This window comes from Kitasatospora arboriphila, assembly GCF_039528095.1.
In the GTDB taxonomy this organism is placed as follows: domain Bacteria; phylum Actinomycetota; class Actinomycetes; order Streptomycetales; family Streptomycetaceae; genus Kitasatospora; species Kitasatospora arboriphila.
In genome coordinates this window covers 1-22,830 of the sequence record NZ_BAAALD010000049.1, presented here as the reverse complement: position 1 = coordinate 22,830, position 22,830 = coordinate 1, and the positions used below count along the sequence as shown (strand labels likewise).

Below are 22,830 nucleotides of genomic sequence, written 5' to 3'. Positions count from 1 at the left end.
CCTTCCCTGCCGGAGGTGAACGCCGCGGACCGCGCGACCCGGCAGCCACCGCGTCCCGCAGCCCCGGCCTCACAGCCGGACGTCGAGCGCCGCCACCCCCGCACCCGGCGCTGCCCCCGAACCCCATCGGCAGGCCGGGCCGACCACCGCCGATCCGTCGGCCCACTGCCCCGAAGGGCTCACCGGCGCGCGGCCTCAGTCCTCCTCGCGCCAGCCGTCCTGGGCATCCGCGACCGCGTCGAGTTCGGCGAGCAGAGCGGGGGTCCAGCCGTCCTCGGGGGCCTCGAACACCAGCAGCCACTGGGCGTCCTCGGCGTCGTCCTCGCCGGCGAGCGCGTCCCGGACGAGCTCCGGGTCGTCGAGGTCGGGGCAGCGGGCGACGAGGTCCTCGCGGGCCTCGTCGGCGGCGTCGCGGTCGGGCAGGACGAGCAGTTGGCGGGCACGGTTCTTGATCACCGCACCATTCTGCAACCGCCCGCAGGGGCGTACGGTCCGGGGGTGTCACCGCACCGTGCGATCCTGGTACGCGATGGCCAGGAAGAGTGCACCCGACGACCTGCTCGCCCCGCTGACCCTCGCGGTCGGCCAGGAGGAGCTGCTGCTCGACCGCGCCGTGGCCGAGGTGGTGGCCGCCGCGAAGGTGGCGGACCCCGACACCGACGTCCGGGACCTCGCGCCGGGCGCCCTGCAGCCGGGCAGTCTCGCCGAGCTGACCACGCCCTCGCTCTTCGCCGAACGCAAGGTCATCGTCGTCCGGGCCGCCCAGGACCTCTCCGCCGACTCGGTGAAGGAGGTCAAGGCGTACATCGAATCGCCCGCCGACGAGGTGATCATGGTCCTCGTCCATGCGGGCGGCGCCAAGGGCAAGGGACTGCTGGACGCGGCGAAGAAGGCCGGCGGCCGCGAGGTGCAGTGCGCCAAGCTGACCAAGAACGGCGACAAACTCGCCTTCATCCGCAACGAGTTCCGCCGGCTCGGTCGTGCGGCGGCCCCGGAGACCTGCCAGGTGCTGCTGGACGCACTCGGCAGCGACCTGCGCGAGCTGGCGGCCGCGTGCAGTCAGCTCACGGCCGACATCGAGGGGACGATCGACGAGGCCGCGGTCGCCCGCTACTACAGCGGCCGGGCCGAGGCCACCGGCTTCGAGGTGGCCGACCTCGCGGTGACCGGCCGCGCGGCGGAGGCGTTGGAACGGCTCCGCTGGGCCCTGGCCGTGGGGCAGCCGCCCACCGGCATCACCTACGCGCTGGCCTCCGGCGTCCGGAGCATCGGCCGACTGGCCTCCGCCGGCCGGTCGATGCGCCCCGCCGACCTCGCCCGCGAGCTCGGCATGCCGCCGTGGAAGGTCGACCGCGTCCGCCAGCAGATGCGCGGGTGGACGGGCGACGGCGTCGCCGCTGCCCTGACCGCCGTCGCCGAGGCGGATGCTGCCGTCAAGGGTGGCGGCGACGATCCCGCCTACGCCCTGGAACGCGCTGTGGTCGCCGTGGCCCGCGCGGCCCGATCCGGCGCCCGCCAGTACTGACGGACACTCGCTACTGACGGACACCTGCGGGTTGCCTGCCGGCAGCGGACTGCCACGGGTGCCACCGCCACGGGTGCCACCGCCAGGGGTGCCACCGCCAGGGGTGGCACGGCCGACCCGCGACGCTGCCCGGCTGCCGCCTCAACCGCCGAGTGCCCGCAGCACCGCCCGGCTGTCGACCACCAGCGCCTGCCGGATCTGCTCCCGGTCCGGCACCGTCGTCTTGCCCTCCTGGAACGACCCCGACCAGCTCAGGTAGTACGTCAGGCCGCGATCCCTCACGTACAGCACATGGGTGATGTAGTGCCAGCTGGAGTCCGAACTGCTCGGGTCGTCCAGGTAGCCGAGGTAGGCCTCCTGCCCGAGATCGGGGACCGAGGTGATCTGGTACTTCCGCTGCTGCAGGCCCGACCGCTGCGCCTCGAACTCGGGCTCGGGGTCGACCGCCTTGTGCAACTGCGCCTCGACGTACAGGGAGACGTAGTCGGTGTCCGCACCGGTCTTCTTGAGGTACTGGCTGCAGTACATGTCGTCGAGCGCGGGATGCCGGGTCGCGTAGTGGTACGGCTTGCCGTACTGCGAGGGGTAGAGCTGCTCGAACGAGGTCAGTTTGGCCGTCGTGCAGATGTCGCTGACCAGGTGGTACGGGCCCGGACCCGGCGCCTTGCGTCCGGTGGCCACCAGCGAGGGCACCGTCAGCACGGCGGTGGCCCACACGGCGGACGCCACCAGGACGCCGCCCACCCCCCACAGCAACCCTCTTCGCGCGCCGCCCCCGTTCGGACGCCCCGAGCCGGAAACCCCGGGAGCGGCCCCGCCGGTGCCGGTCGCCGCGCCGGCTCCGCGCATGCCGCCCGGCCCGACGGCTCCGCCCGGTGCCGTCACCCCGCCCGGCGCGGCCGTGCCGACTGCACCGCCGAAGCCGCTGTAGGGGCCGGGTCCGTACGGGCCGGGCCCGGTGGTGCGGGAGGCCCCGGTGTGCGGTGGCGGCGGTGGTGTCGACATCGGAGCCCCCAGTGGCCGTCCGGCGAGATGGTAGGACCGAACCATACCGGTCAGCAGGTCGTGACAGAGAGTTGCCATTCGGCCGCACCGCGTACTGTCTCCGTCGATGTTCGATGATCGACGCCCGACGTTCCTGCGCCCGACGTTCCTGCGCCCGACGTTCCTGCGCCCGACGTTCCTGCGGTGCGGGGCCTGGTGATGCAAAAGCAGATTGCCCGCCCGGTGGGGACCGGACGGGCAATCGGTGAGGTGCCGGTGGACCGGCGCCTCGGTGGATCTGTGTGTACCGCACCCGCGTGGCGAACGCAGGCCGCGTGCGGTACGGAGTCGTGCGTCTCGGGGCTCCGGGTAGAGGGCCGGTGCGGTCCGAGAAAGGGTGGTCGACGGTGCGGGTAGAGGGCCGCGATCTCGCCGACCTCCGGGGCGGGCCCGGGGTGGGGCCGTCACCGCCCGAGGCGGTGGGGCGTCCGCGACAATCAGGCGGCGTTGACCAGCTTGGTGATCGCCGACTTCTTGTTGGCGGCCTGGTTCTTGTGGATGACGCCCTTGCTGGCGGCCTTGTCGAGGGCCTTGGCGGCCTCGCGGGCCAGCACGGTGGCCTTCTCGTTCTCGCCGGCGGCAGCGGCCTCACGGGCCTTGCGGATCGCGGTCTTCAGCGAGGACTTGACGGCCTTGTTGCGCAGGCGCGCCTTCTCGTTGGTCTTGTTGCGCTTGATCTGGGACTTGATGTTCGCCACGAATGAGCCTCAGTCTGTGTGGAACGGTCTCGACGGTTGCACCGGAGCGGCTTCGGACCAGCTGAGAGGGCATGCCGAAACCAGGTGCAGCGCCCCACGCTACCAGGGGCGGTCGGCCGTCCCCAAACCGGACGCACCGCCGGGCGCCCCACCGGGCTCCCCACCTGAGGGCGCCCCTTCGAACCCCCGCAACGGGGGAGCCCCGTCCCGGCCGCAGGCCCCGCCCTGCCGGAGGGGGCCGTTCATGGGGGCCGCTCATGAGGGGGTCGCTCATGAGGAGGCCGCGTCCTCGTCGCTGGTCGTCACCGGTCCGACGGCTCGACCGGCCCTGCCGTCAGCACCGGCTCCCCGTAGTGCTCCACCACGGGAAACGGCTCGTAGAAGTGGTGCAGCAGCTCCCGCCACCGCAGGTACTCGGCGGAGCCGCGGAAGCCCTCGGTGTGGTCGGCGAGCGTCTCCCACTCCACCTGCAGCAGGAAGCGCGAGGTGCCGCCCTCGTCCAGGCAGCGCCGCAGCTCCAGCGAACGGAAGCCGCGCTGGACGGCGATCAGCGGCCGGGCCTCGGTGAAGGCCGCGAGGAAGGCCTCCTCCTCGCCGGGCCGGACGTTCAGCAGTGCACTTTCGAGGATCATGGACGGCCATCCTTCCGGATCCGCGCGTCCTCGGGGAACGCCGCACCCGGGTGCGGCCCCGCACCCGGCCCATCCCCACCGAGGGGCCCCGCGGACCGCCCCCGGTCGCCCCCCCCACCGAGGGGCCCCGCGGACCGCCCCTGACCCGCACCCGACCCACCCCCGACCCGCCCCTGACCCATCCCCGACCGGCTCGCCGCCACGGCGACTCGGGCTCGTGGGAGGATAGGGAGAGCCATTATCGATCGGACGAGACCGTCCGGTCCCCGGGAAGCCGGTCAGCGATGACCTGGACACCCCGGCCCCCGGACCACACGGAGAATCGGACCAAGGTGCCCGCGACCCCCAGCAATGTGCCAGAGCCCAGCCGGACCGACCCGGCGGTGATCCGCAACTTCTGCATCATCGCCCACATCGACCACGGCAAGTCGACGCTCGCCGACCGGATGCTGCAGATCACCGGTGTTGTCGACCCGCGGCAGATGCGTGCCCAGTACCTCGACCGCATGGACATCGAGCGCGAGCGCGGCATCACCATCAAGTCGCAGGCCGTCCGCCTCCCGTGGGCGCCGAAGACCGGCGCGAACGCGGGCACCACGCACATCCTCAACATGATCGACACCCCGGGCCACGTGGACTTCACGTACGAGGTGTCCCGCTCCCTGGCGGCCTGCGAGGGCACCATCCTGGTGGTCGACGCGGCCCAGGGCATCGAGGCGCAGACCCTCGCCAACCTCTACCTGGCGCTGGAGAACGACCTCACGATCATCCCGGTCCTCAACAAGATCGACCTGCCGGCCGCCCAGCCCGAGAAGTACGCGGCGGAGATCGCGCACATCATCGGCTGTGACCCGGCGGACGTGCTCAAGGTCAGCGCCAAGACCGGCCTCGGCGTCGAGGACCTGCTGGACCACATCGTCGACAACATCCCGGCCCCGGTCGGCGTCAAGGACGCCCCGGCCCGAGCGATGATCTTCGACTCGGTCTACGACTCCTACCGCGGCGTGGTCACCTACGTCCGTGTGGTCGACGGCCAGCTGACCAAGCGCGAGCGCATCGCGATGATGTCCACCGGCGCCACCCACGAGCTGCTGGAGATCGGCGTCATCTCGCCCGAGCCGAAGGTCGCCGACGGCCTCGGCGTCGGCGAGGTGGGCTACATCATCACCGGTGTGAAGGACGTCCGGCAGTCCAAGGTGGGTGACACGATCACCTCCATGCACAAGGGCGCCACCGTGCCGCTCGGCGGCTACAAGGACCCGCGCCCGATGGTGTTCTCCGGCCTCTACCCGCTGGACGGCTCGGACTACCCGCTGCTGCGCGACGCCCTCGACAAGCTGCGCCTCAACGACGCCGCGCTCGTCTACGAGCCGGAGACCTCGGTGGCGCTCGGCTTCGGCTACCGCTGCGGCTTCCTCGGCCTGCTGCACCTGGAGATCATCCGGGAGCGCCTGGAGCGCGAGTTCAACCTCGACCTGATCTCCACCGCCCCCAACGTGATCTACCGCGTGATCATGGAGGACGGCAGCGAGCACACCGTCACCAACCCGAGCGAGTTCCCCACCGGCAAGATCGCCGAGGTGTTCGAGCCGGTCGTGCGCGGCACCATCCTGGCGCCCAACGAGTTCGTCGGCGCGATCATGGAGCTCTGCCAGTCCCGCCGCGGCAGCCTCCAGGGCATGGACTACCTCTCCGAGGACCGCGTCGAGCTGCGGTACACCCTGCCGCTCGCGGAGATCGTCTTCGACTTCTTCGACCAGCTGAAGTCCAAGACCCGCGGCTACGCCTCGCTCGACTACGAGCCCATCGGCGAGCAGTCGGCCAACCTGGTGAAGGTCGACATCCTGCTGCACGGCGATGCGGTGGACGCCTTCTCCGCGATCGTGCACAAGGACAAGGCCTACAACTACGGCGTCATGATGGCGGGCAAGCTGCAGAAGCTGATCCCCCGCCAGCAGTTCGAGGTGCCGATCCAGGCCGCCATCGGCTCCCGGGTCATCGCCCGCGAGACCGTCCGCGCGATCCGCAAGGACGTCCTCGCGAAGTGCTACGGCGGTGACATCTCCCGTAAGCGGAAGCTGCTGGAGAAGCAGAAGGAGGGCAAGAAGCGCATGAAGATGGTCGGCCGGGTGGAGGTCCCGCAGGAGGCCTTCATCGCCGCGCTGTCCACCGATGCGGAAGCCCCCAAGGAGAAGAAGTAGCGGTAGCGGTACCGCGTACGGCGGAGGCCGCCGCCCGGGCGAACCGGGTGGCGGCCTCCGCCGTTCTCCGCGCAGGGGGCGCTCACTTCACGTGCGTGAGCTTCTCCGGGTTCACCACCACGTACGCCTCGGTGATCCGCCCGTCGGCGACGGTGAAGGCGATCACGCCGGCCACCACGCCCGGCGAGGAGTGGACCACCAGGCCGGGTTCGCCGTTGACCTGGGCGTAGGAGACCGTCGCCTCGGCGCTCATGAACTTCGCCACCAGGCCGACCACCAGCCGGGAGACCCGGTCGGCGCCGACGATCGGCCGCACGCCCGCGCTGACCACGCCGCCGCCGTCCGAGTGCCAGACGACGTCCGGGTCGAGCACCGCCAGCAGCGCCTGGAGGTCGCCGCCGGCCGTGGCCGCGGCGAAGGCGCTCACCGCCTGCCGGTGCTCGGCCGGGTCGACGGTGCTCCGGCGGCTGCCGTCCTTCACCCGCCGCCGCGCCCGGGAGGCGAGCTGGCGGGCGGCCTCCGGGCTGCGCTCCAGGGTGGCGGCGATCTCGTCGAAGCCGACCGAGAAGACGTCGTGCAGGACGAAGGCCGCCCGTTCGGCCGGGGTGAGCTGCTCCATCACGGTGAGCACCGCCATCGACACCGACTCGCCGAGCTCGGCGAGGTCGGCGGGGGAGCTCTCGTCGGCGACCAGCGGCTCGGGCAGCCACTCGCCGTAGTACTCCTCGCGGCGCACCCGGGCCGAGCCGAGCTGGTCGTAGCAGAGCCGGGTGACCACGGTGGTGAGGAAGGCGCGGGGTTCGGCCACCGCGGCGCGGTCGGCGGACTGCCAGCGCAGCCACGCCTCCTGCAGCACGTCCTCCGCGTCGGCCACCGAACCGAGCAGCCGGTAGGCGACGGCGCCCAGGTAGCGCCGGTAGGTCTCGAACGGGTCGGCGAGCGCCGCATCGGTGTCGGTCACCCGGCCACGCTAGCGCGATCTTGCCCGGGCGGGACGGACGTCCGCCGCACCCGCGGCCATGACCTGCCCCACAGCGCCGGCCCGGACACGCCTCGGGGGAGGCCCGGTGTTCCCGGACCTCCCCCGACGCCCGGGACGCCGTCGCGGCGGCCCGGCTCAGTCGACCTCGGCCACCGCCTCGGCGAACTGCGCCTGGTAGAGCCGCGCGTACGCGCCCTCCGCCGCGATCAGCCCGTCGTGCGAGCCCTGCTCGACGATCGAGCCGTTCTCCATCACCAGGATCACGTCGGCGTCCCGGATGGTGGAGAGCCGGTGCGCGATCACGAAGCTGGTGCGGCCGGTGCGCAGCCGCGCCATGGCCTTCTGGATGAGCACCTCGGTGCGGGTGTCGACCGAGCTGGTCGCCTCGTCGAGCACCAGGATGGAGGGCTGGGCGAGGAACGCCCGGGCGATGGTGATCAGCTGCTTCTCGCCCGTGCTGACGCCGGTGCCCTCGTCGTCGATCACGGTGTCGTAGCCGTCCGGCAGGGTGCGGACGAAGCGGTCGACGTGGGCGGCCTTCGCGGCCTCCACCACCTGCTCGCGGGTGGCGCCCGCGGCGCCGTACGCGATGTTGTCGGCGATGGTGCCGCCGAACAGCCAGGTGTCCTGGAGCACCATGCCGATGCCGGAGCGCAGCTCCTCGCGGGACATCGCGGCGATGTCGACCCCGTCCAGGGTGATCCGGCCGCCGCTGACCTCGTAGAACCGCATCAGCAGGTTGACCAGGGTGGTCTTGCCCGCGCCGGTCGGGCCGACGATGGCGACGGTCTGTCCGGGCTCGACCTTCAGCGACAGGCTCTCGATGAGCGGCTTCTCCGGTTCGTAGCTGAAGGCGACGTCCTCGAAGGCGACCCGCCCGGCCAGCTCCGCGGGGCGCTCCGGCATGGCCGGCTCCGGGGTCTGCTCGGGGGCGTCGAGCAGTTCGAAGACCCGCTCGGCGGAGGCCACGCCGGACTGCACCAGGTTCGCCATCGAGGCGACCTGGGTGAGCGGCTGGCTGAACTGCCGGGAGTACTGGATGAAGGCCTGCACGTCGCCGATGGAGAGCGCGCCGCTCGCCACCCGCAGACCGCCGACCACCGCGACCAGCACGTAGTTGAGGTTGCCGATCAGCATCATGGCCGGCTGGATTATGCCGGAGATGAACTGGGCCCGGAAGGCGGAGTCGTACAGCGCCTCGTTCTCGCGGGCGAAGATCTCCGCGGCCTCCTTCTGGCGGCCGAAGGTCTTCACCAGGGTGTGCCCGGTGTACATCTCCTCGATGTGGGCGTTGAGCGCGCCGGTCGTCTTCCACTGGGCGACGAACTGCGGCTGGGCCCGCTTGCCGACCCGGGCGGCGACCACGACCGACAGCGGCACCGAGATCAGCGCGATCACGGCCAGCAGCGGGGAGATCCAGAACATCATCCCCAGCACGCCGACGATGGTGAGCAGGGAGTTCACCACCTGGCCGGTGGTCTGCTGCATGGACTGGCCGATGTTGTCGATGTCGTTGGTGACCCGGCTGAGCACCTCGCCGCGGGGCTGGCGGTCGAAGTAGCTGAGCGGCAGCCGGGAGATCTTCGCCTCGACGTCGGCACGCAGCCGGAAGACCGCCCGCTGGATGGCGGTGGTGGCGAGCCGGCCCTGGAGGATGCCGAAGACGGCGGAGACCACGTAGATGGCCAGCACCCAGAGCAGCACGGTGCCGATGGCGTCGAAGTCCATGCCCTGGCCGGGCGTGAACGGCACGGTGGAGAGCATGTCGGCGACGCCGCCCTCGCCCTTCGCCCGGAGCCCCTCCAGCACCTGCTGCTTGGTGGCACCGGCCGGGGCCTGGGCGCCGACCACGCCGGCGAAGATCAGGTCGGTGGCGTGGCCGAGGACGTACGGGCCGGCGACCGCGCAGCCGATGCTGACGGCGCCGAGCGCCAGGACGCCGTACAGCAGTCGGCGTTCGGGGCGGAGGGTGCCGAGCAGCCGCCGGCCCGAGCCCTTGAAGTCCATGGACTTCTCGGCGCCCTGGCCGCCCATGAAGCGGCCGGGGCCGGCCGGGCCGCGCCGGGCGGCGGCCTCCTGCGAGGCGCTGCGGGGCTTCTGACCGGGGGTGGTCACGCCGCCTCCTGTTCGGTGAGCTGGGAGAGGACGATCTCCCGGTAGGTCGGGTTGTCGGCCATCAGCTCCTGGTGGGTACCGCTGCCGACCACGGAGCCCTCGTCGAGCACGATGATCCGGTGGGCGTCGCGGATGGTGGAGACACGCTGGGCGACGATGACGACCGTGGCGTCGGAGGTCTCGGCGGCCAGGGCCCGGCGCAGCTTGGCGTCGGTGGCGTAGTCGAGGGCCGAGAAGGAGTCGTCGAAGAGGTAGATCTCCGGCTTGCGGACGAGCGCGCGGGCGATCGCCAGGCGCTGCCGCTGGCCGCCGGAGACGTTGGAGCCGCCCTGGGAGATCGGGGCGTCCAGGCCCTCCGGGAACTTCTCGACGAACTCCTTGGCCTGGGCGGTGGCCAGTGCCTCCCAGAGTTCGTCGTCGGTGGCCTCGGGCCGGCCGTAGCGGAGGTTGGAGGCGACGGTGCCGGAGAAGAGGTAGGGCTTCTGCGGGACCACGCCGATGACCTCGGCCAGCCGGGACGGGTCGATCTCCCGGACGTCCACGCCGTTGACCAGGACCTGGCCGCCGGTGGCGTCGAAGAGCCGGGGGACGAGGCCGAGCAGGGTGGACTTGCCGGAGCCGGTGGAGCCGATGATCGCGGTGGTCTCGCCGGGGCGGGTGAGGATGTCGATGCCGCGCAGGACGGGCGCCTCGGCGCCGGGGTAGCGGAACTCGACGTCGCGCAGTTCCAGCCGGCCGCGGCCGTCGAGCTGGGTCACCGGGGCGGTGGGGGCCACGATGCTCGACTCGGTGGTGAGGACCTCCTGGATGCGCTCGGCGCAGACCTCGGCGCGCGGCACCATCATGAACATGAAGGTGGCCATCATGACGCTCATGAGGATCTGCATGAGGTAGGAGAGGAAGGCCGTCAGCGCGCCGATCTGCATCCCGCCGCTGTCGATCCGGTGGGCGCCGAACCAGAGCACGGCGACGCTGGAGATGTTCACCACGGACATCACGGCGGGGAACATGAAGGCCATCAGGCGGCCGACGCGCAGCGACACGTCGGCGAGGTCCTGGTTGGCGCCGCCGAACCGCTCCTGCTCGTGGCCGTCCTTGACGAACGCCCGGATCACCCGGATGCCGGTGATCTGCTCGCGCAGTATGCGGTTGACGCCGTCGATGCGCTGCTGCATGCCGCGGAACTGCGGGCGCAGCCTGCGGACCAGCAGGACGACCACGATGCCGAGCAGCGGGACGACGGCGAGCAGCAGCGCGGAGAGCGGGACGTCCTGGTTGAGCGCCATGACGATGCCGCCGACGCACATGATGGGCGCGGCCACCATCAGGGTGAACGCCATCAGCACCAGCATCTGGATCTGCTGGACGTCGTTGGTGGTGCGGGTGATCAGCGAGGGGGCGCCGAACTGGCCGAGCTCGCGGGAGGAGAAGCCCTGGACCCGGTCGAAGACGGTGGCGCGGATGTCCCGGCCGATGCCCATCGCCGTCCGGGCGCCGAAGTAGACGGCGCAGATCGAGCAGACCGCCTGGGCGAGCGAGACGGCGATCATCACGCCGCCGATCTGCAGGATGTAGCCGGTGTCGCCCTTGATCACGCCGTTGTCGATGATGTCGGCGTTCAGCGTGGGCAGGTACAGGGCACCGATGGTGGAGACGAGCTGGAGGAGGACCAGCAGCAGGATCGGTTGGCGGTAGGGCCCCAGATGGGCCCGCAACAGTCTGATCAGCACCGTGACACTCTCGTCCTCGACGCGGATGCGCGCATCCTCATTTAGGTCTACTCGCGACTGGGTATTTCGTGCTAGGACCGCCCCAGTCGCCGGGGCGGACCCTCCTGCACTGCAGCTCCGACGGTGTGCCAGCTGTCCGGACCCCCTTACGGAACGGCCGATCACGCCCTAGGCTGCTGCCTGGTTCTTGTTACTTGCTGGTTAACAAGGCGGGCCGGGCCAGGCTGCCCCCACGGCCGCCCGTCCCTCACCCTCGGCCACCCGCCCCCCGGAGGTCCTCGTTGAGTTCCGTGCAGTCCATGATCGAGCGGCGTCCGCCCTCCGTGGCCCATCTCTTCCTCAGCAGGGTAAGGGCCACGCCCGACGGTGAGGCCTACCGGTACCCCGTGCCGGTCGACGAGCATGCCGCCGACGGCGCGCCCGGTGCCGAGCAGTGGCGCTCGCTGACCTGGGCGCAGACCGCGGAGCGGGTCAGAACGGTCGCGGCGGGCCTGATGTCGCTCGGTATCGAGGCGGAGGACCGCGTGGCGGTCTCCTCGACCACCCGGGTCGAGTGGATCATCGCGGATCTCGGGAACATGTGCGCCGGCGCTGCCACCACCACCGTGTACCCCAGCACCAATGCGGACGAAACGGCGTTCATCCTCGCCAACTCGGCCAGCCGGGCGATGTTCGCCGAGAACGAGAAGCAGCTCGCCAAGGCGGTCGAGCGGAAGGCCGAGCTGCCGGCCCTCGAAACGGTGATCCTCTTCGACGCCCCCGCCGGTGAGCCGGAGACGGCCGGGCTGACCGTGATCACCCTGGCGGAGCTGGAGGAGCGCGGCGCCGCGTACCTCGTCGACCACCCCGACGCGGTCGACAAGGCCGTCGACGCGCTGGAGCCCGAGCAGCTCGCCACCCTCATCTACACCTCCGGCACCACCGGCCGCCCCAAGGGCGTGCGCCTGGTGCACGACTGCTGGTCCTACGAGGGCCTGGCCCAGGAGGAGAGCGGGCTGCTGTGCGCCGACGACGTGCAGTTCATGTGGCTGCCGCTGTCGCACGTCTTCGGCAAGACGCTGATCTCCGGCCAGATCGCCACCGGCCACGTGATGGCCGTGGACGGCCGGGTGGACCGGATCATCCACAACCTGCCGGTGATCCGCCCGACCCTGATGGCCTCCGCCCCGCGCATCTTCGAGAAGGTCTACAACGGCATCGCCGGCAAGGCCCGGGCCGAGGGCGGCGCCAAGTACAAGATCTTCCAGTGGGCCGCCAAGGTCGCCCGCGACCACGCCCGCACCACCCAGGCCAACCAGATCGCCACCGGCCGGGCCACCGCGCCGTTCGCGCTGGACCTCCAGCACAAGATCGCCGACAAGCTGGTCTACGCCAAGATCCGCGCCGCGTTCGGCGGCCGGATGCGCGGCTCGGTCTCCGGCAGCGCCGCGCTCGCCCCCGAGATCGGCTTCTTCTTCATGGGCGCCGGCGTGCCGATCTTGGAGGGCTACGGCCTGACGGAGACCTCCGCCGGCTCCACCGTCAACCGCGACGGCGCGACGCGCGTCGGCACGGTCGGCCTTCCGCTGCCCGGCACCGAGGTCCGGATCGCCGAGGACGGCGAGATCCTGCTCCGCGGCCCCGGCGTCATGCGCGGATACCACCAGCTGCCCGAGCAGACCGCCGAGGTGCTGGAGCCGGACGGCTGGTTCCACACCGGCGACATCGGCGAGCTCGACAAGGACGGCTACCTGCGGATCACCGACCGCAAGAAGGACATGTTCAAGACCTCCGGCGGCAAGTACGTCGCCCCCAGCGAGGTCGAGGGCAAGTTCAAGGCCATCTGCCCGTTCGTCAGCAACATCCTGGTCATCGGCAACCAGCGGAACTTCTGCACCGCCCTGATCGGCCTGGACGAGACCGTGCTCATGCCGTGGGCCGCCGAGCACGGCCTGGCCGGCAAGAGCTACGCCGAGGTGGTCGCCGCACCGGAGACCAACAAGCTCATCGAGGGCTTCGTGACCCGCCTCAACGGCGAGCTGCAGCGCTGGCAGACGATCAAGAAGTTCACCCTGCTGCCGCGCGACCTCGACATCGAGCACGGCGAGCTGACCCCCAGCCTCAAGATCAAGCGGCCGGTGGTCGAGCGCGAGTACGCCGACGCCATCACCGAGATGTACGCCGGATCCAACGAGGCCTGACCGGGCCCGCACACGGTGTGACGTCCGCCGTCCCGTACGGCTCCGGGGCAACCCGAGCCGTACGGGACAATGGGGTCATGCCCTCCGCACTCCCCGACGGCGAACCGGTGCCGTCCGACGGCTCGCTGCCCGCCCACGCCCTCGCCGGGCTCGGCACCCGGCCGTTCGGCTTCTACCTGCACGTGCCGTACTGCGCCAGCCGCTGCGGCTACTGCGACTTCAACACCTACACCGCCACCGAACTGCGCTCCTCCGGCGCGGTCGCCTCGCAGGAGACGTACGCCGACAACGTGATCGCCGAGATCCGGCTCGCCCGGAAGGTCCTCGGCGACGCCGACCTGCCCGTGCGGACCGTCTTCCTCGGCGGCGGCACCCCCACCCTGCTGCCCGCCCGCGACCTGGTGCGGATGCTCGCCGCGCTCCGCGAGGAGTTCGGGCTCGCCCCGGACGCAGAGGTCACCACCGAGGCCAACCCGGAGTCCGTCGGCCCCGCGTACCTGGCCGAGCTGCGCGAGGGCGGCTACAACCGGATCTCCTTCGGCATGCAGAGCGCCCGCAAGCACGTCCTGCAGGTGCTCGACCGCCACCACACCCCCGGCCGCCCCGAGGCCTGCGTCGCCGAGGCCCGCGAGGCCGGCTTCGACCACGTCAACCTCGACCTCATCTACGGCACCCCCGGCGAGTCCGACGACGACTGGCGGGCCTCGCTCGACGCCGCGATCGGCGCCGGCCCCGACCACGTCTCCGCCTACTCCCTGATCGTCGAGGAGGGCACCCGGCTCGCCGCCCGCGTCCGCCGCGGCGAGCTCCCGATGATCGACGACGACGTGCACGCCGACCGCTACCTCATCGCCGAGGACGCCCTGAGCCGGGCCGGCTACTCCTGGTACGAGGTCTCCAACTGGGCCACCACCCCCGAAGGCCGCTGCCGGCACAACGAGCTCTACTGGACCGGCGCCGACTGGTGGGGCGCCGGGCCCGGCGCCCACAGCCACGTCGGCGGCGTCCGCTGGTGGAACGCCAAACACCCCGCCGCCTACGCCCAGGCCCTCGCCGAGGGCCGCACCCCCGCCCTCGGCCGGGAAGTGCTCGCCGAAGAGGACCGCCGGGTCGAGCGCATCCTGCTGGAACTGCGCCTGGTCGACGGCTGCCCGCTCGACCTGCTCACCGAGGACGGCCGCAAGGCCGCCCTGCGCGCCCTGGAGGAGGGCCTGCTCGACCCCGCCGCCCACGCCGCCGGCCGGGCCGCCCTGACCCTGCGGGGACGCCTGCTGGCCGACGCCGTCGTCCGCGACCTCGTGGACTGAACAGGGGCGCCTCTACGGAGTCTCCGTCGCTGTCACGAAGTCGATCAGTTCTTCGACGCGGCCGAGCAGGGCGGGGTCGAGGTCGCGGTAGGAGTCGACCGAGGCGAGGATGCGGCGCCAGGCCGCGGGCGGGTCCACGGGCCAGCCCAGCCGGCGGCAGACGCCCTCCTTCCACACCTCGCCGCGCGGTACCTGCGGCCACGCCCCGATGCCCACCGCGGCCGGCTTCACGGCCTGCCAGACGTCGACGTACGGGTGGCCCACCACCAGCACCGCGTCGCCGGAGACCCGCTCGGCGATCCGGTGCTCCTTGGTGCCCGGCAGCAGGTGGTCGACCAGGACGCCGAGCCGCCGGCCCGGGCCGGGGGCGAACTCCGCCACGATCGCCGGCAGGTCGTCGACGCCCTGCAGGTACTCCACGACGACGCCCTCGATCCGCAGGTCGTCGCCCCAGACCCGTTCGACCAGTTCCGCGTCGTGCCGCCCCTCCACGTAGATCCGCGACTCCCGGGCGACCCGGGCGCGTGCCCCCGGCACGGCGATCGACCCGGAGGCGGTCAGCCGCGGCCCGGCGGCGGGCGCCGGCGCGGAGGGCCGCACCAGGGTCACCACGCGGCCCTCCAGCAGGAAGCCGCGCGGCACCATCGGGAACACCCGGTGCTTGCCGAACCGGTCCTCCAGGGTGACCGTCAGGCCCTCCGCGGTCTTCTCGCAGCGCACCACCGCCCCGCAGAAGCCGGTCGCCGCCTCCTCCACCACCAGGTCCCGCTCGGCGGGCACCTCCGGAGCCGGCTGCTGCCGCTTCCACGGCGGGGTCAGATCGGGGCCGTACTGCCTGCTGCGCATGGACGGGAGTCTACGATCCTGACACCCGGTCATCCCCCGTCCGGCGTAAGGCGCGCCGGGCCCGCCCCCGCGCGCGGTGAAGGAGCCGTGTGAGGCGCCGCCTCAGTCGGTGAGGCCCGGGGCGCCCCAGACCGGGAACCAGCGGGAGAGGTCCGACTCAAGCCGCAGGTCGTTCCCGAGCATCGCCTTGACCTGCAGTTCCAGCGGGCTGTTGCGCTTCTCGCCGCCGCCCGGCATCGGCGCGAACGGGTAGAAGGTGCCCCGCTTGTAGAGGTAGACCAGTGCCAGCGAGCGGCCCTCCGCGTCGCGGAAGCCCACCAGCGAGCACAGCAGCTGCGGGCCGAAGCCGTGCGCCTCCAGCTCGCTGTTGACCGCGTGCAGGTCGTTCACCAGGTCCGGCAGCTCCTCGGGGGTGTGCCGGGCGAGCAGCCAGGAGTACCCGTAGCCGTCCCGGGAGCCCTCCACCGGGACGCCGCCCCGGTCGGTGTCGGCGTCCAGCAGGGCCCGGACCTGCTGCTTCACCTCCTCGAAGGCGCCGCCCTCGACGGCCGCGAAGCAGACCGAGCCGAGCCCGGTCGGCCGGAACCCGGCCGCCGCCTCCAGGGTCAGCGCGGCCGACGGAATGCCGAACAGCTGGTCCAGGTCCGGCTTCACCGGCTTGCTCCGGCCCAGCAGCGCGTCCAGGAATCCCACGGTGCGGTCCTCTCCGGCCGTCAGCGGCCGAGCTCGGCGGAGATCCGGGCGAGCTGCTCCAGCCGCTTCTCCAGCGAGGGGTGGGTGGAGAAGAGCTGGGTCGCCGCGTCCCGCGCGCTCAGCGCCGGGGCGAAGTAGAAGGCGTTGTACGGCTGCGCCTTGCGCAGGTCCTCGGTCGGGATGGCCGCGATCTGCCCGGTCACCTTGGTCAGTGCGGAGGCCAGCGCGCTCGGCCGGCCGGTCAGCTGGGCCGCCGAACGGTCCGCCGCCAGCTCCCGGTAGCGCGACAGCATCCGGGTCAGCAGGAAGCTCAGCGCGTACACCACCATGCTCACCAGCGGGACGATCACCAGGGCGATCGCCGTGTTGGGGTCGTTGCTGTTGCGGTTGTTGCCCAGGAACCCGCCGTACAGGGCGATCCGGGTCGTCACGCCGGCCAGCACGCCTAGGAAGCCGGCCACCGTCATCACCGCCACGTCCCGGTGCGCCACGTGCGACAGCTCATGGGCGAGGACGCCCTCCAGCTCCTCCGGCTCCAGCCGGCGCAGCAGGCCGGTGGTCACGCAGACCACCGCCTTCTCCGGCTTGCGGCCGGTGGCGAAGGCGTTCGGCATGTCGTTGCGGGCGACCGCCACCCGGGGCTTGGGCATGTCGGCCAGTGCGCACAGCCGGTCGATCGTGCCGTGCAGCTGCGGGTACTCCTCGGGGGACGCCTCGTGGGCGCCCATCGCCTTCTCGGTGATCTTGTCGCTGAACCAGAACTGCACGACGAACAGTCCGCCCGACAGCAGCACGATCAGCGGCCAGGCGCCGCGCAGTATGACGATCAGCAGCCCGGTGAACCCCACGTAGACCAGGCCGATGAGGAACATCGTCGTGACCATCCGGCCGGTCAGGCCGCGGTCCGGCGCGAAGCGGGAGTGCTGCCGTGTCGACGACATCGCTGCTCCTTCGGTAGCTCGCTGCCTTCGATGCTGCCACTCACCGGCGCACCGGGCACTGCCCGCGGCCCCGAGATCGGTCGAGGATCACGCGGGAGGCCCGTTCCTGCCGTCGGGGGTGGGCCTTACACTGGCAGGTACGAATCTGGCACTCTGCCTTCCGGAGTGCCAAGGATCGGATCGGTCACCAGGTCCAACGGGCGAAGACGGAGGTGCGTGCCCCGTGGCCAACGAGCGCAGGGACGAGCGTCTCATCGACACGCGTGCTGGCGTGCGCCCGCTCGACGAGCGCAGGCTCGCCGTGCTCCGGGCGATCGTCCAGGACTACGTGGGCACCGAGGAGCCGGTCGGGTCCAAGGCACTCGTCGAGCGGCACAACCTCGGCGTCTCGCCGGCGACGGTCCGCAACGACATGGCCGCGCTGGAGGAGGACGGCTTCATCCACCAGCCGCACACCAGCGCCGGCCGCATCCCCACCGACAAGGGCTACCGCCTGTTCGTCGACCGGCTGGCCGAGGTCAAGCCGATGACCGCGCCCGAGCGGCGCGCGATCCGGCACTTCCTCGAGGGCGCCGTCGACCTGGACGACGTCGTCGCCCGCACCGTCCGGCTGCTCGCCCAGCTCACCCGGCAGGTCGCCGTGGTGCAGTACCCGTCGCTGACCCGCTCCACCGTGCGGCACATCGAACTGGTCGCGCTGGCACCCGCGAAGGTGATGCTCGTCCTGATCACCAACACCGGTCGGGTGGAGCAGCGCATCGTCGACTGCCCCGGCCCCGTCGGCGAGACCGTCCTGGCGGACCTGCGGGCCAAGCTCAACGCCAACGCGTCCGGCCGCCGGCTGCCGGACGTCCCCGCGGCGCTGGAGGACCTGCCGAACGCCTTCGAGCAGGGCGACCGGCCGGTCGTCTCCACCGTCCTCGCCACGCTCTTCGAGACCCTCGCCGAGCAGAACGAGGAGCGCATCATGCTGGCAGGCACGGCCAACCTGACCCGCTTCGGGCACGACTTCCCGCTGACCATCCAGCCGGTGCTGGAGGCGCTGGAGGAGCAGGTGGTGCTGCTGCGCCTGCTGGGCGAGACCGCGGAGTCCGGGATGACCGTCCGGATCGGCCGCGAGATCGACTACGAGGGCCTCAATTCCACGTCCGTGGTCTCCGTCGGTTACGGTTCGGGCGACCAGAGCGTGGCAAAGCTGGGTGTGATCGGTCCGACCCGGATGGATTACCCGGGCACAATGGGGGCGGTGCGAGCGGTGGCACGGTACGTGGGTCAGATCCTGGCCGAGTCGTAACAGCGTGCTGCGCCAGGCGGCGCAGCCGGTCGGACGCAAGCACTTCCAGAAGCGGAACAAGCGGAGCATTTGGTGGCCACGGACTACTACGCGGTACTCGGCGTCCGACGGGATGCGGGGCAGGACGAGATCAAGAAGGCGTTCCGGCGCCTCGCACGCGAACTGCACCCGGACGTCAACCCGGACCCGAAGACCCAGGAGCGGTTCAAGGAGATCAACGCCGCGTACGAGGTCCTCTCCGACCCCGCCAAGCGGCAGGTCTACGACCTCGGCGGCGACCCGCTGTCGCCGAACGGCGGCGGTGGCGCCGGGGCGGGCGGCTTCGGCGCCGCGGGCTTCGGCTTCTCCGACATCATGGACGCCTTCTTCGGCGCCGCCGGCGGCCAGCGCGGCCCCCGCTCGCGGACCCGTCGCGGCCAGGACGCCATGATCCGCCTGGAGATCACCCTGGAGGAGGCCGCCTTCGGCACCACCAAGGAACTCCAGGTCGACACCGCCGTCACCTGCACCACCTGCTCCGGCGAGGGCGCCGCACCGGGCACCTCCGCGCAGACCTGCGACATGTGCCGCGGCAAGGGCGAGGTCTCCCAGGTCACCCGGTCCTTCCTCGGCCAGGTCATGACCTCCCGCCCCTGCCCGCAGTGCCAGGGCTTCGGCACCGTCGTGCCGACCCCGTGCCCGGAGTGCGCCGGTGACGGCCGCGTCCGCGCCCGCCGCAACCTCACCGTCAAGATCCCCGCCGGTGTCGACAACGGCACCCGGATCCAGCTGGCCGGCGAGGGCGAGGTCGGCCCCGGCGGCGGCCCGGCCGGCGACCTGTACGTCGAGATCGCCGAGACCAGCCACGCGGTGTTCCAGCGCCGCGGCGACGACCTGCACTGCACCGTCACCATCCCGATGACGGCGGCCGCGCTCGGCACCCAGGTGCCGCTGCAGACCCTCGACGGGCTGGAGGAGGTCGACATCCGGCCCGGCACCCAGTCCGGGCAGTCGATCCCGCTGCACGGCCGGGGCATCACGCACCTGCGCGGCGGCGGCCGGGGCGACCTGATAGTGCATGTCGAGGTGCAGACGCCGACCAAGCTCGACCCGGAGCAGGAGGAGCTGCTGCGGCGGCTCTCCATGCTGCGCGGCGAGGAGCGCCCGTCCGGCCAGTTCGCACCGGGCCAGCAGGGCCTCTTCTCCCGCCTCAAGGACGCCTTCAACGGCCGCTGACCAAGGCCGGCCGCCAGGGGCGCGTGGGGGCACCTCCCGGCCGAAGGCTGGGGGAGAACTGCGCAGTCCGGGGCCGGGTTACCGAACGATCAGGGCCCACCCCTGGTCCGTGCGGTGGCCCGCATCCGAATTGCGCAGTTCCCCGCGCCCCTTCGGTACTCACTCTCGTAAGGAAGACCCTTCATGACTGCGCCGGTGTTCGTCGTCGAGAGTGCGGTGCTGGCGGGGGTGGTGCCGGGTGCGGTGGTGCGGCTGGACGGGCCGGAAGGGCGGCACGCCGCGGCGGTGAAGCGGCTGGAGGCCGGCGAGGCGATCACGCTGGCCGACGGGTGCGGTCTCGGGGTCGACGGCACGGTGGCCGCCGTGCACGGCAAGGACGCGCTGGACGTCACCGTCGGCACCGTCCGCACGGAGCCCGAGCCCGGCCCGCGGATCGTCGTCGTCCAGGCCCTGCCCAAAGGCGACCGCGGGGAGCTCGCGGTCGAGACGATGACCGAGGTCGGCGTGGACGCGGTGATCCCCTGGGCGGCCTCCCGCTGCATCACGCAGTGGAAGGGCGACCGCGGGGCCAAGGCGCTCGCCAAGTGGCGGGCCACCGCCCGGGAGGCCGGCAAGCAGTCCCGCCGGCTCCGCTTCCCCGAGGTGCGGGACCTCATGACCACCCGCCAGCTCGCCCCGGTGCTGGCCGCCGCGGCCTTCGCCGCGGTGCTGCACGAGGACGGCGCCGAACCGCTGGCCGCCGCGGGGCTGCCCGCGGAGGGCGACATCGTGCTGGTGGTCGGCCCGGAGGGCGGCGTCTCGCCGGACGAGCTGGCCGCGTTCGCCGAGGCCGGCGCCGCACCGTACCGGCTCGGCCCGTCGGTGCTGCGCACCTCCACGGCCGGGGTCGCGGCCGGAGCCCTGCTGCTGGGCCGTACCGGCCGCTGGTCCTGACGCCGGGCCGCGGGCCCGTCCGGACACCGGCGGCCGACCGGCTCGTACGCTCAAGAAGAAACCCCCTGCGACGCGGGCGGGCGGTGCCTAGGGTGCTGGTGTGACCGAACCGCAGAGCACCTCCGAGGGCGCCTACCTGCGCCACCCCCACCTGCACGGCGACCTCGTCGCCTTCGTCGCCGAGGACGACGTCTGGCTCGCACCGCTGGACGGCGGCCGGGCGTGGCGGCTGACGGCGGACCAGACGCCGGTCAGCCACCCGCGCTTCTCCCCGGACGGCCGGCACGTCGCCTGGACCTCCACCCGGGACGGCGCGCCCGAGATCCACGTCGCCCCCACCGACGGCGGCCCGTCCCGGCGCCTCACCCACTGGGGCAGCGCCCGCACCGCGCTGCGCGGCTGGACGCCCGACGGCCGGCCGGTCGCCGTGACCACCGCGGGCCAGGCCACCCTGCGCCGCACCTGGGCCTTCGCGCTGCCGCTGGAGGGCGGCGAGCCGGCCAGACTGCCGTACGGGCCGGTCGGCGGGCTCGCGTTCGAGCCGGACGGCGAGCGCGTCCTGCTGCTGTCGGCGTTCAGCCGGGAGCCCGCGCACTGGAAGCGCTACCGCGGCGGCACCGCGGGCAAGCTGTGGATCGGCGGCCGGGACTTCGAACGGCTGCACACCGGTCTCGACGGCAACATCGACTCGCCGCTGTGGGTCGGCGGGCCGCAGGGCTCCAGGATCGCCTTCCTGTCGGACCACGAGGGCACCGGGCAGCTGTACTCCAGCCTCCCCGACGGCTCCGACCTGCGACGGCACACCGACGGCGGGTTCTACGCCCGCAATGCCACCACCGACGGCACCCGGGTGGTCTGGCACAGCGGCGGCGACCTGTGGCTGCTCGACGACCTGGACGGCGCCGAGCCCCGCCGGCTGGACGTCCGGCCGGCCGGCCCGCGCACCCGCCGCCAGCCGCACCCGGTCTCCGCGGCGGGCCGACTGGAGTCGGTCGCCCCGGACCGCACCGGACGGGCCGGCGCGGTCGTCGTCCGCGGCACCGTGCACTGGCTGACGCACCGTGAGGGCCCGGCCCGGGTGCTGGACGCCACCCCCGGGGTGCGCGCCCGGCTGGCCCGGGTGGTGCCCGGTGCCGACGGCGGCCAGGGCGTCGTCTGGGTCACCGACGCCGAGGGCGACGACGCGCTCGAGTTCGCCCCGGTGGTGCTCGGCGCCGAGCGCCGCCGGCTCGCCGCCGGCCGGCTCGGCCGCGTCCTCGACCTCACCGTCTCGCCCGACGGCAAGCAGCTCGCGGTGGCCTCGCACGACGGCCGGGTGCTGCTGGTGGCGCTCTCCGACGGCACCGTGCACCAGCTCGCCCGCAGCGAGAACGGCGAGGTCACCGGGCTGGCGTTCAGCCCGGACTCCAGCTGGCTGGCCTGGTCGAGCCCGGCGCTCGGCGCCTGGTCGCTGCGCCAGATCATGCTGGCCGACCTGACCAGCCGCACCGTCAGCGAGGCCACCCCGCAGCGCTTCGTCGACTACGCGCCGGCGTTCACCGCGGACGGCAAGCACCTGGCCTTCCTGTCGGTGCGCAACTTCGACCCGGTGTACGACTCGCACTCCTTCGACCTGTCCTTCCCGACCGGCTGCCGCCCGTACCTGATCACGCTGGCCGCCGACACCCCGTCGCCGTTCGGCCCGCAGCGGGCCGGGCGCCCGGTCGGCGCCGAGGACGACGACAGCGCGGCCGGCAAGGCCGCGAAGGACGCGAAGGACGGCGCCGAGGGCGAGGAGGCGGCCGCCCGGACCCGGGTCGACCTGGAGGGCATCGCCGACCGGATCCTGGCCTTCCCGGTGGAGGGCGGCTCCTTCGGCAGCCTGCGGGCCACCAAGGAGGGCGTGGTCTGGACGCGGATGCCGCTGCTCGGCGAGCTCGGCGACACCGCCGCCTCGCTGGAGGACGACCACCCGCGGCCGGTGCTGGAGCGGTTCGACTTCAAGCGGCGGCGCGCCGAGGAGCTCGTGCACGCCCTGGACGCGTTCGCGGTCAGCGGCGACGGCAGCCGGCTCGCGGTGCTGGACGACGCCCGGCTGCGGATCGTCCCCGCCGACCAGAAGGCCGGCGAGGACGACGAGGTGGACGTCGACCTCGCGCGGCTGCGGGTCACCGTCGAACCGTCCGCCGAGTGGCGGCAGATGTTCGACGAGAACGGCCGCATCATGCGCGACAACTTCTGGCGCGCGGACATGAACGGCGTCGACTGGGCGGGCGTCCTCGACCGCTACCGCCCGCTGGTCGACCGCCTCGGCAGCCACGACGACCTGGTCGACCTGCTGTGGGAGACGGTCGGCGAGCTCGGCACCTCGCACGCCTACGTCACGCCGCCCGGCCGCGGCACCGAGGCCGCCCGCCGGCAGGGCCTGCTCGGCGCCGACCTCGTCCGCGACGGCGACGTCTGGCGGGTCGACCGGATCCTGCCCGGGGAGTCCTCCGACCCGCGGGCCCGGGCA

At 72.4% G+C, this 22,830-nt stretch carries 18 protein-coding genes; 8 read left to right on the top strand and 10 right to left on the bottom strand.

The genetic code is table 11. The features are described from left to right. Positions 1 to 195: 195 nt before the first annotated feature. On the bottom strand, positions 196 to 456 hold the full coding sequence (locus ABD353_RS23645; protein ID WP_344625661.1) for a hypothetical protein: 261 nt from the start codon (positions 454 to 456) through the stop codon (positions 196 to 198). 73 nt (positions 457 to 529) lie between these two features. Between ABD353_RS23645 and holA the strand changes: the two genes are divergently transcribed. Then, the gene (holA, locus tag ABD353_RS23640) at positions 530 to 1,525 is read left to right on the top strand and encodes a DNA polymerase III subunit delta (RefSeq protein ID WP_344625660.1); all 996 of its coding nucleotides are present in this window, start codon (positions 530 to 532) and stop codon (positions 1,523 to 1,525) included. A 141-nt stretch (positions 1,526 to 1,666) separates the two neighbouring features. Here holA and ABD353_RS23635 read toward each other — a convergent pair whose 3' ends face one another. From ABD353_RS23635 to ABD353_RS23625, 3 genes are all read right to left on the bottom strand, one after another. Then, positions 1,667 to 2,269: a hypothetical protein gene (locus ABD353_RS23635; RefSeq protein WP_344625659.1), complete on the bottom strand. Its 603-nt coding sequence runs from the start codon at positions 2,267 to 2,269 to the stop codon at positions 1,667 to 1,669. A gap of 737 nt (positions 2,270 to 3,006) precedes the next feature. Further along, the gene (gene rpsT / locus ABD353_RS23630; RefSeq protein WP_030270581.1) at positions 3,007 to 3,267 is read right to left on the bottom strand and encodes a 30S ribosomal protein S20; all 261 of its coding nucleotides are present in this window, start codon (positions 3,265 to 3,267) and stop codon (positions 3,007 to 3,009) included. A gap of 302 nt (positions 3,268 to 3,569) precedes the next feature. Beyond that, positions 3,570 to 3,899: an antibiotic biosynthesis monooxygenase family protein gene (locus ABD353_RS23625; RefSeq protein WP_344625658.1), complete on the bottom strand. Its 330-nt coding sequence runs from the start codon at positions 3,897 to 3,899 to the stop codon at positions 3,570 to 3,572. A 332-nt stretch (positions 3,900 to 4,231) separates the two neighbouring features. Here ABD353_RS23625 and lepA point away from each other — a divergent pair, with 332 nt between their 5' ends. Then, complete coding sequence (gene lepA, locus ABD353_RS23620; RefSeq protein ID WP_344625657.1) at positions 4,232 to 6,100, top strand: translation elongation factor 4; 1,869 nt, start codon at positions 4,232 to 4,234, stop codon at positions 6,098 to 6,100. Between the two features lie 82 nt (positions 6,101 to 6,182). Here lepA and ABD353_RS23615 read toward each other — a convergent pair whose 3' ends face one another. The 3 genes from ABD353_RS23615 to ABD353_RS23605 form a co-directional block, all read right to left on the bottom strand. Continuing rightward, the gene (locus tag ABD353_RS23615) at positions 6,183 to 7,061 is read right to left on the bottom strand and encodes a sigma-70 family RNA polymerase sigma factor (RefSeq protein WP_344625656.1); all 879 of its coding nucleotides are present in this window, start codon (positions 7,059 to 7,061) and stop codon (positions 6,183 to 6,185) included. 156 nt (positions 7,062 to 7,217) lie between these two features. Beyond that, positions 7,218 to 9,116, bottom strand: a complete 1,899-nt coding sequence (locus tag ABD353_RS23610; RefSeq protein ID WP_344625688.1) for an ABC transporter ATP-binding protein — start codon at positions 9,114 to 9,116, stop codon at positions 7,218 to 7,220. Positions 9,117 to 9,193: 77 nt separating this feature from the next. Continuing rightward, positions 9,194 to 10,927, bottom strand: a complete 1,734-nt coding sequence (locus ABD353_RS23605) for an ABC transporter ATP-binding protein (RefSeq protein WP_344625655.1) — start codon at positions 10,925 to 10,927, stop codon at positions 9,194 to 9,196. Positions 10,928 to 11,208: 281 nt separating this feature from the next. Here ABD353_RS23605 and ABD353_RS23600 point away from each other — a divergent pair, with 281 nt between their 5' ends. Both ABD353_RS23600 and hemW read left to right on the top strand, forming a co-directional pair. Beyond that, positions 11,209 to 13,107, top strand: coding sequence for an AMP-dependent synthetase/ligase (locus ABD353_RS23600; protein WP_344625654.1), 1,899 nt, complete (start codon positions 11,209 to 11,211; stop codon positions 13,105 to 13,107). Positions 13,108 to 13,184: 77 nt separating this feature from the next. Continuing rightward, entirely contained in the window at positions 13,185 to 14,414 is a 1,230-nt protein-coding gene (hemW, locus tag ABD353_RS23595; protein WP_344625653.1) for a radical SAM family heme chaperone HemW, read from the top strand. Between the two features lie 12 nt (positions 14,415 to 14,426). On the opposite strand, the gene ABD353_RS23590 is transcribed toward hemW, so the two are convergent. The 3 genes from ABD353_RS23590 to htpX form a co-directional block, all read right to left on the bottom strand. Beyond that, the gene (locus tag ABD353_RS23590) at positions 14,427 to 15,260 is read right to left on the bottom strand and encodes a DUF3097 domain-containing protein (protein WP_344625652.1); all 834 of its coding nucleotides are present in this window, start codon (positions 15,258 to 15,260) and stop codon (positions 14,427 to 14,429) included. Between the two features lie 102 nt (positions 15,261 to 15,362). Beyond that, the gene (pspAB, locus tag ABD353_RS23585; protein WP_344625651.1) at positions 15,363 to 15,953 is read right to left on the bottom strand and encodes a PspA-associated protein PspAB; all 591 of its coding nucleotides are present in this window, start codon (positions 15,951 to 15,953) and stop codon (positions 15,363 to 15,365) included. 20 nt (positions 15,954 to 15,973) lie between these two features. Then, positions 15,974 to 16,894 (bottom strand): zinc metalloprotease HtpX, encoded by a 921-nt coding sequence (gene htpX, locus ABD353_RS23580; RefSeq protein ID WP_344625650.1) that lies wholly within the window; start codon positions 16,892 to 16,894, stop codon positions 15,974 to 15,976. A gap of 271 nt (positions 16,895 to 17,165) precedes the next feature. Here htpX and hrcA point away from each other — a divergent pair, with 271 nt between their 5' ends. The 4 genes from hrcA to ABD353_RS23560 all read left to right on the top strand — a co-directional run. Further along, the gene (gene hrcA, locus ABD353_RS23575) at positions 17,166 to 18,188 is read left to right on the top strand and encodes a heat-inducible transcriptional repressor HrcA (protein ID WP_344625687.1); all 1,023 of its coding nucleotides are present in this window, start codon (positions 17,166 to 17,168) and stop codon (positions 18,186 to 18,188) included. A 72-nt stretch (positions 18,189 to 18,260) separates the two neighbouring features. Further along, positions 18,261 to 19,403 carry a molecular chaperone DnaJ gene (gene dnaJ / locus ABD353_RS23570; protein ID WP_263105448.1) on the top strand — a complete coding sequence of 381 codons (1,143 nt, stop codon included), beginning with the start codon at positions 18,261 to 18,263 and terminating at the stop codon, positions 19,401 to 19,403. Between the two features lie 183 nt (positions 19,404 to 19,586). Further along, positions 19,587 to 20,336, top strand: coding sequence for a 16S rRNA (uracil(1498)-N(3))-methyltransferase (locus ABD353_RS23565; protein ID WP_344625649.1), 750 nt, complete (start codon positions 19,587 to 19,589; stop codon positions 20,334 to 20,336). A 100-nt stretch (positions 20,337 to 20,436) separates the two neighbouring features. Beyond that, a partial coding sequence (locus ABD353_RS23560) for a S41 family peptidase (RefSeq protein ID WP_344625648.1) occupies positions 20,437 to 22,830 on the top strand: 2,394 nt, incomplete at its 3' end.

What these genes read in the sequence shown, in the direction of transcription:
- holA (WP_344625660.1), top strand. Translation starts at nt 530, where the DNA reads ATGGCCAGGAAGAGTGCACCCGACGACCTGCTCGCCCCGCTGACCCTC.
- ABD353_RS23625 (WP_344625658.1), bottom strand. Translation starts at nt 3,899, where the DNA reads ATGATCCTCGAAAGTGCACTGCTGAACGTCCGGCCCGGCGAGGAGGAG.
- ABD353_RS23610 (WP_344625688.1), bottom strand. Translation starts at nt 9,116, where the DNA reads ATGGGCGGCCAGGGCGCCGAGAAGTCCATGGACTTCAAGGGCTCGGGC.
- hemW (WP_344625653.1), top strand. Translation starts at nt 13,185, where the DNA reads ATGCCCTCCGCACTCCCCGACGGCGAACCGGTGCCGTCCGACGGCTCG.
- ABD353_RS23590 (WP_344625652.1), bottom strand. Translation starts at nt 15,260, where the DNA reads ATGCGCAGCAGGCAGTACGGCCCCGATCTGACCCCGCCGTGGAAGCGG.
- htpX (WP_344625650.1), bottom strand. Translation starts at nt 16,894, where the DNA reads ATGTCGTCGACACGGCAGCACTCCCGCTTCGCGCCGGACCGCGGCCTG.
- ABD353_RS23565 (WP_344625649.1), top strand. Translation starts at nt 19,587, where the DNA reads ATGACTGCGCCGGTGTTCGTCGTCGAGAGTGCGGTGCTGGCGGGGGTG.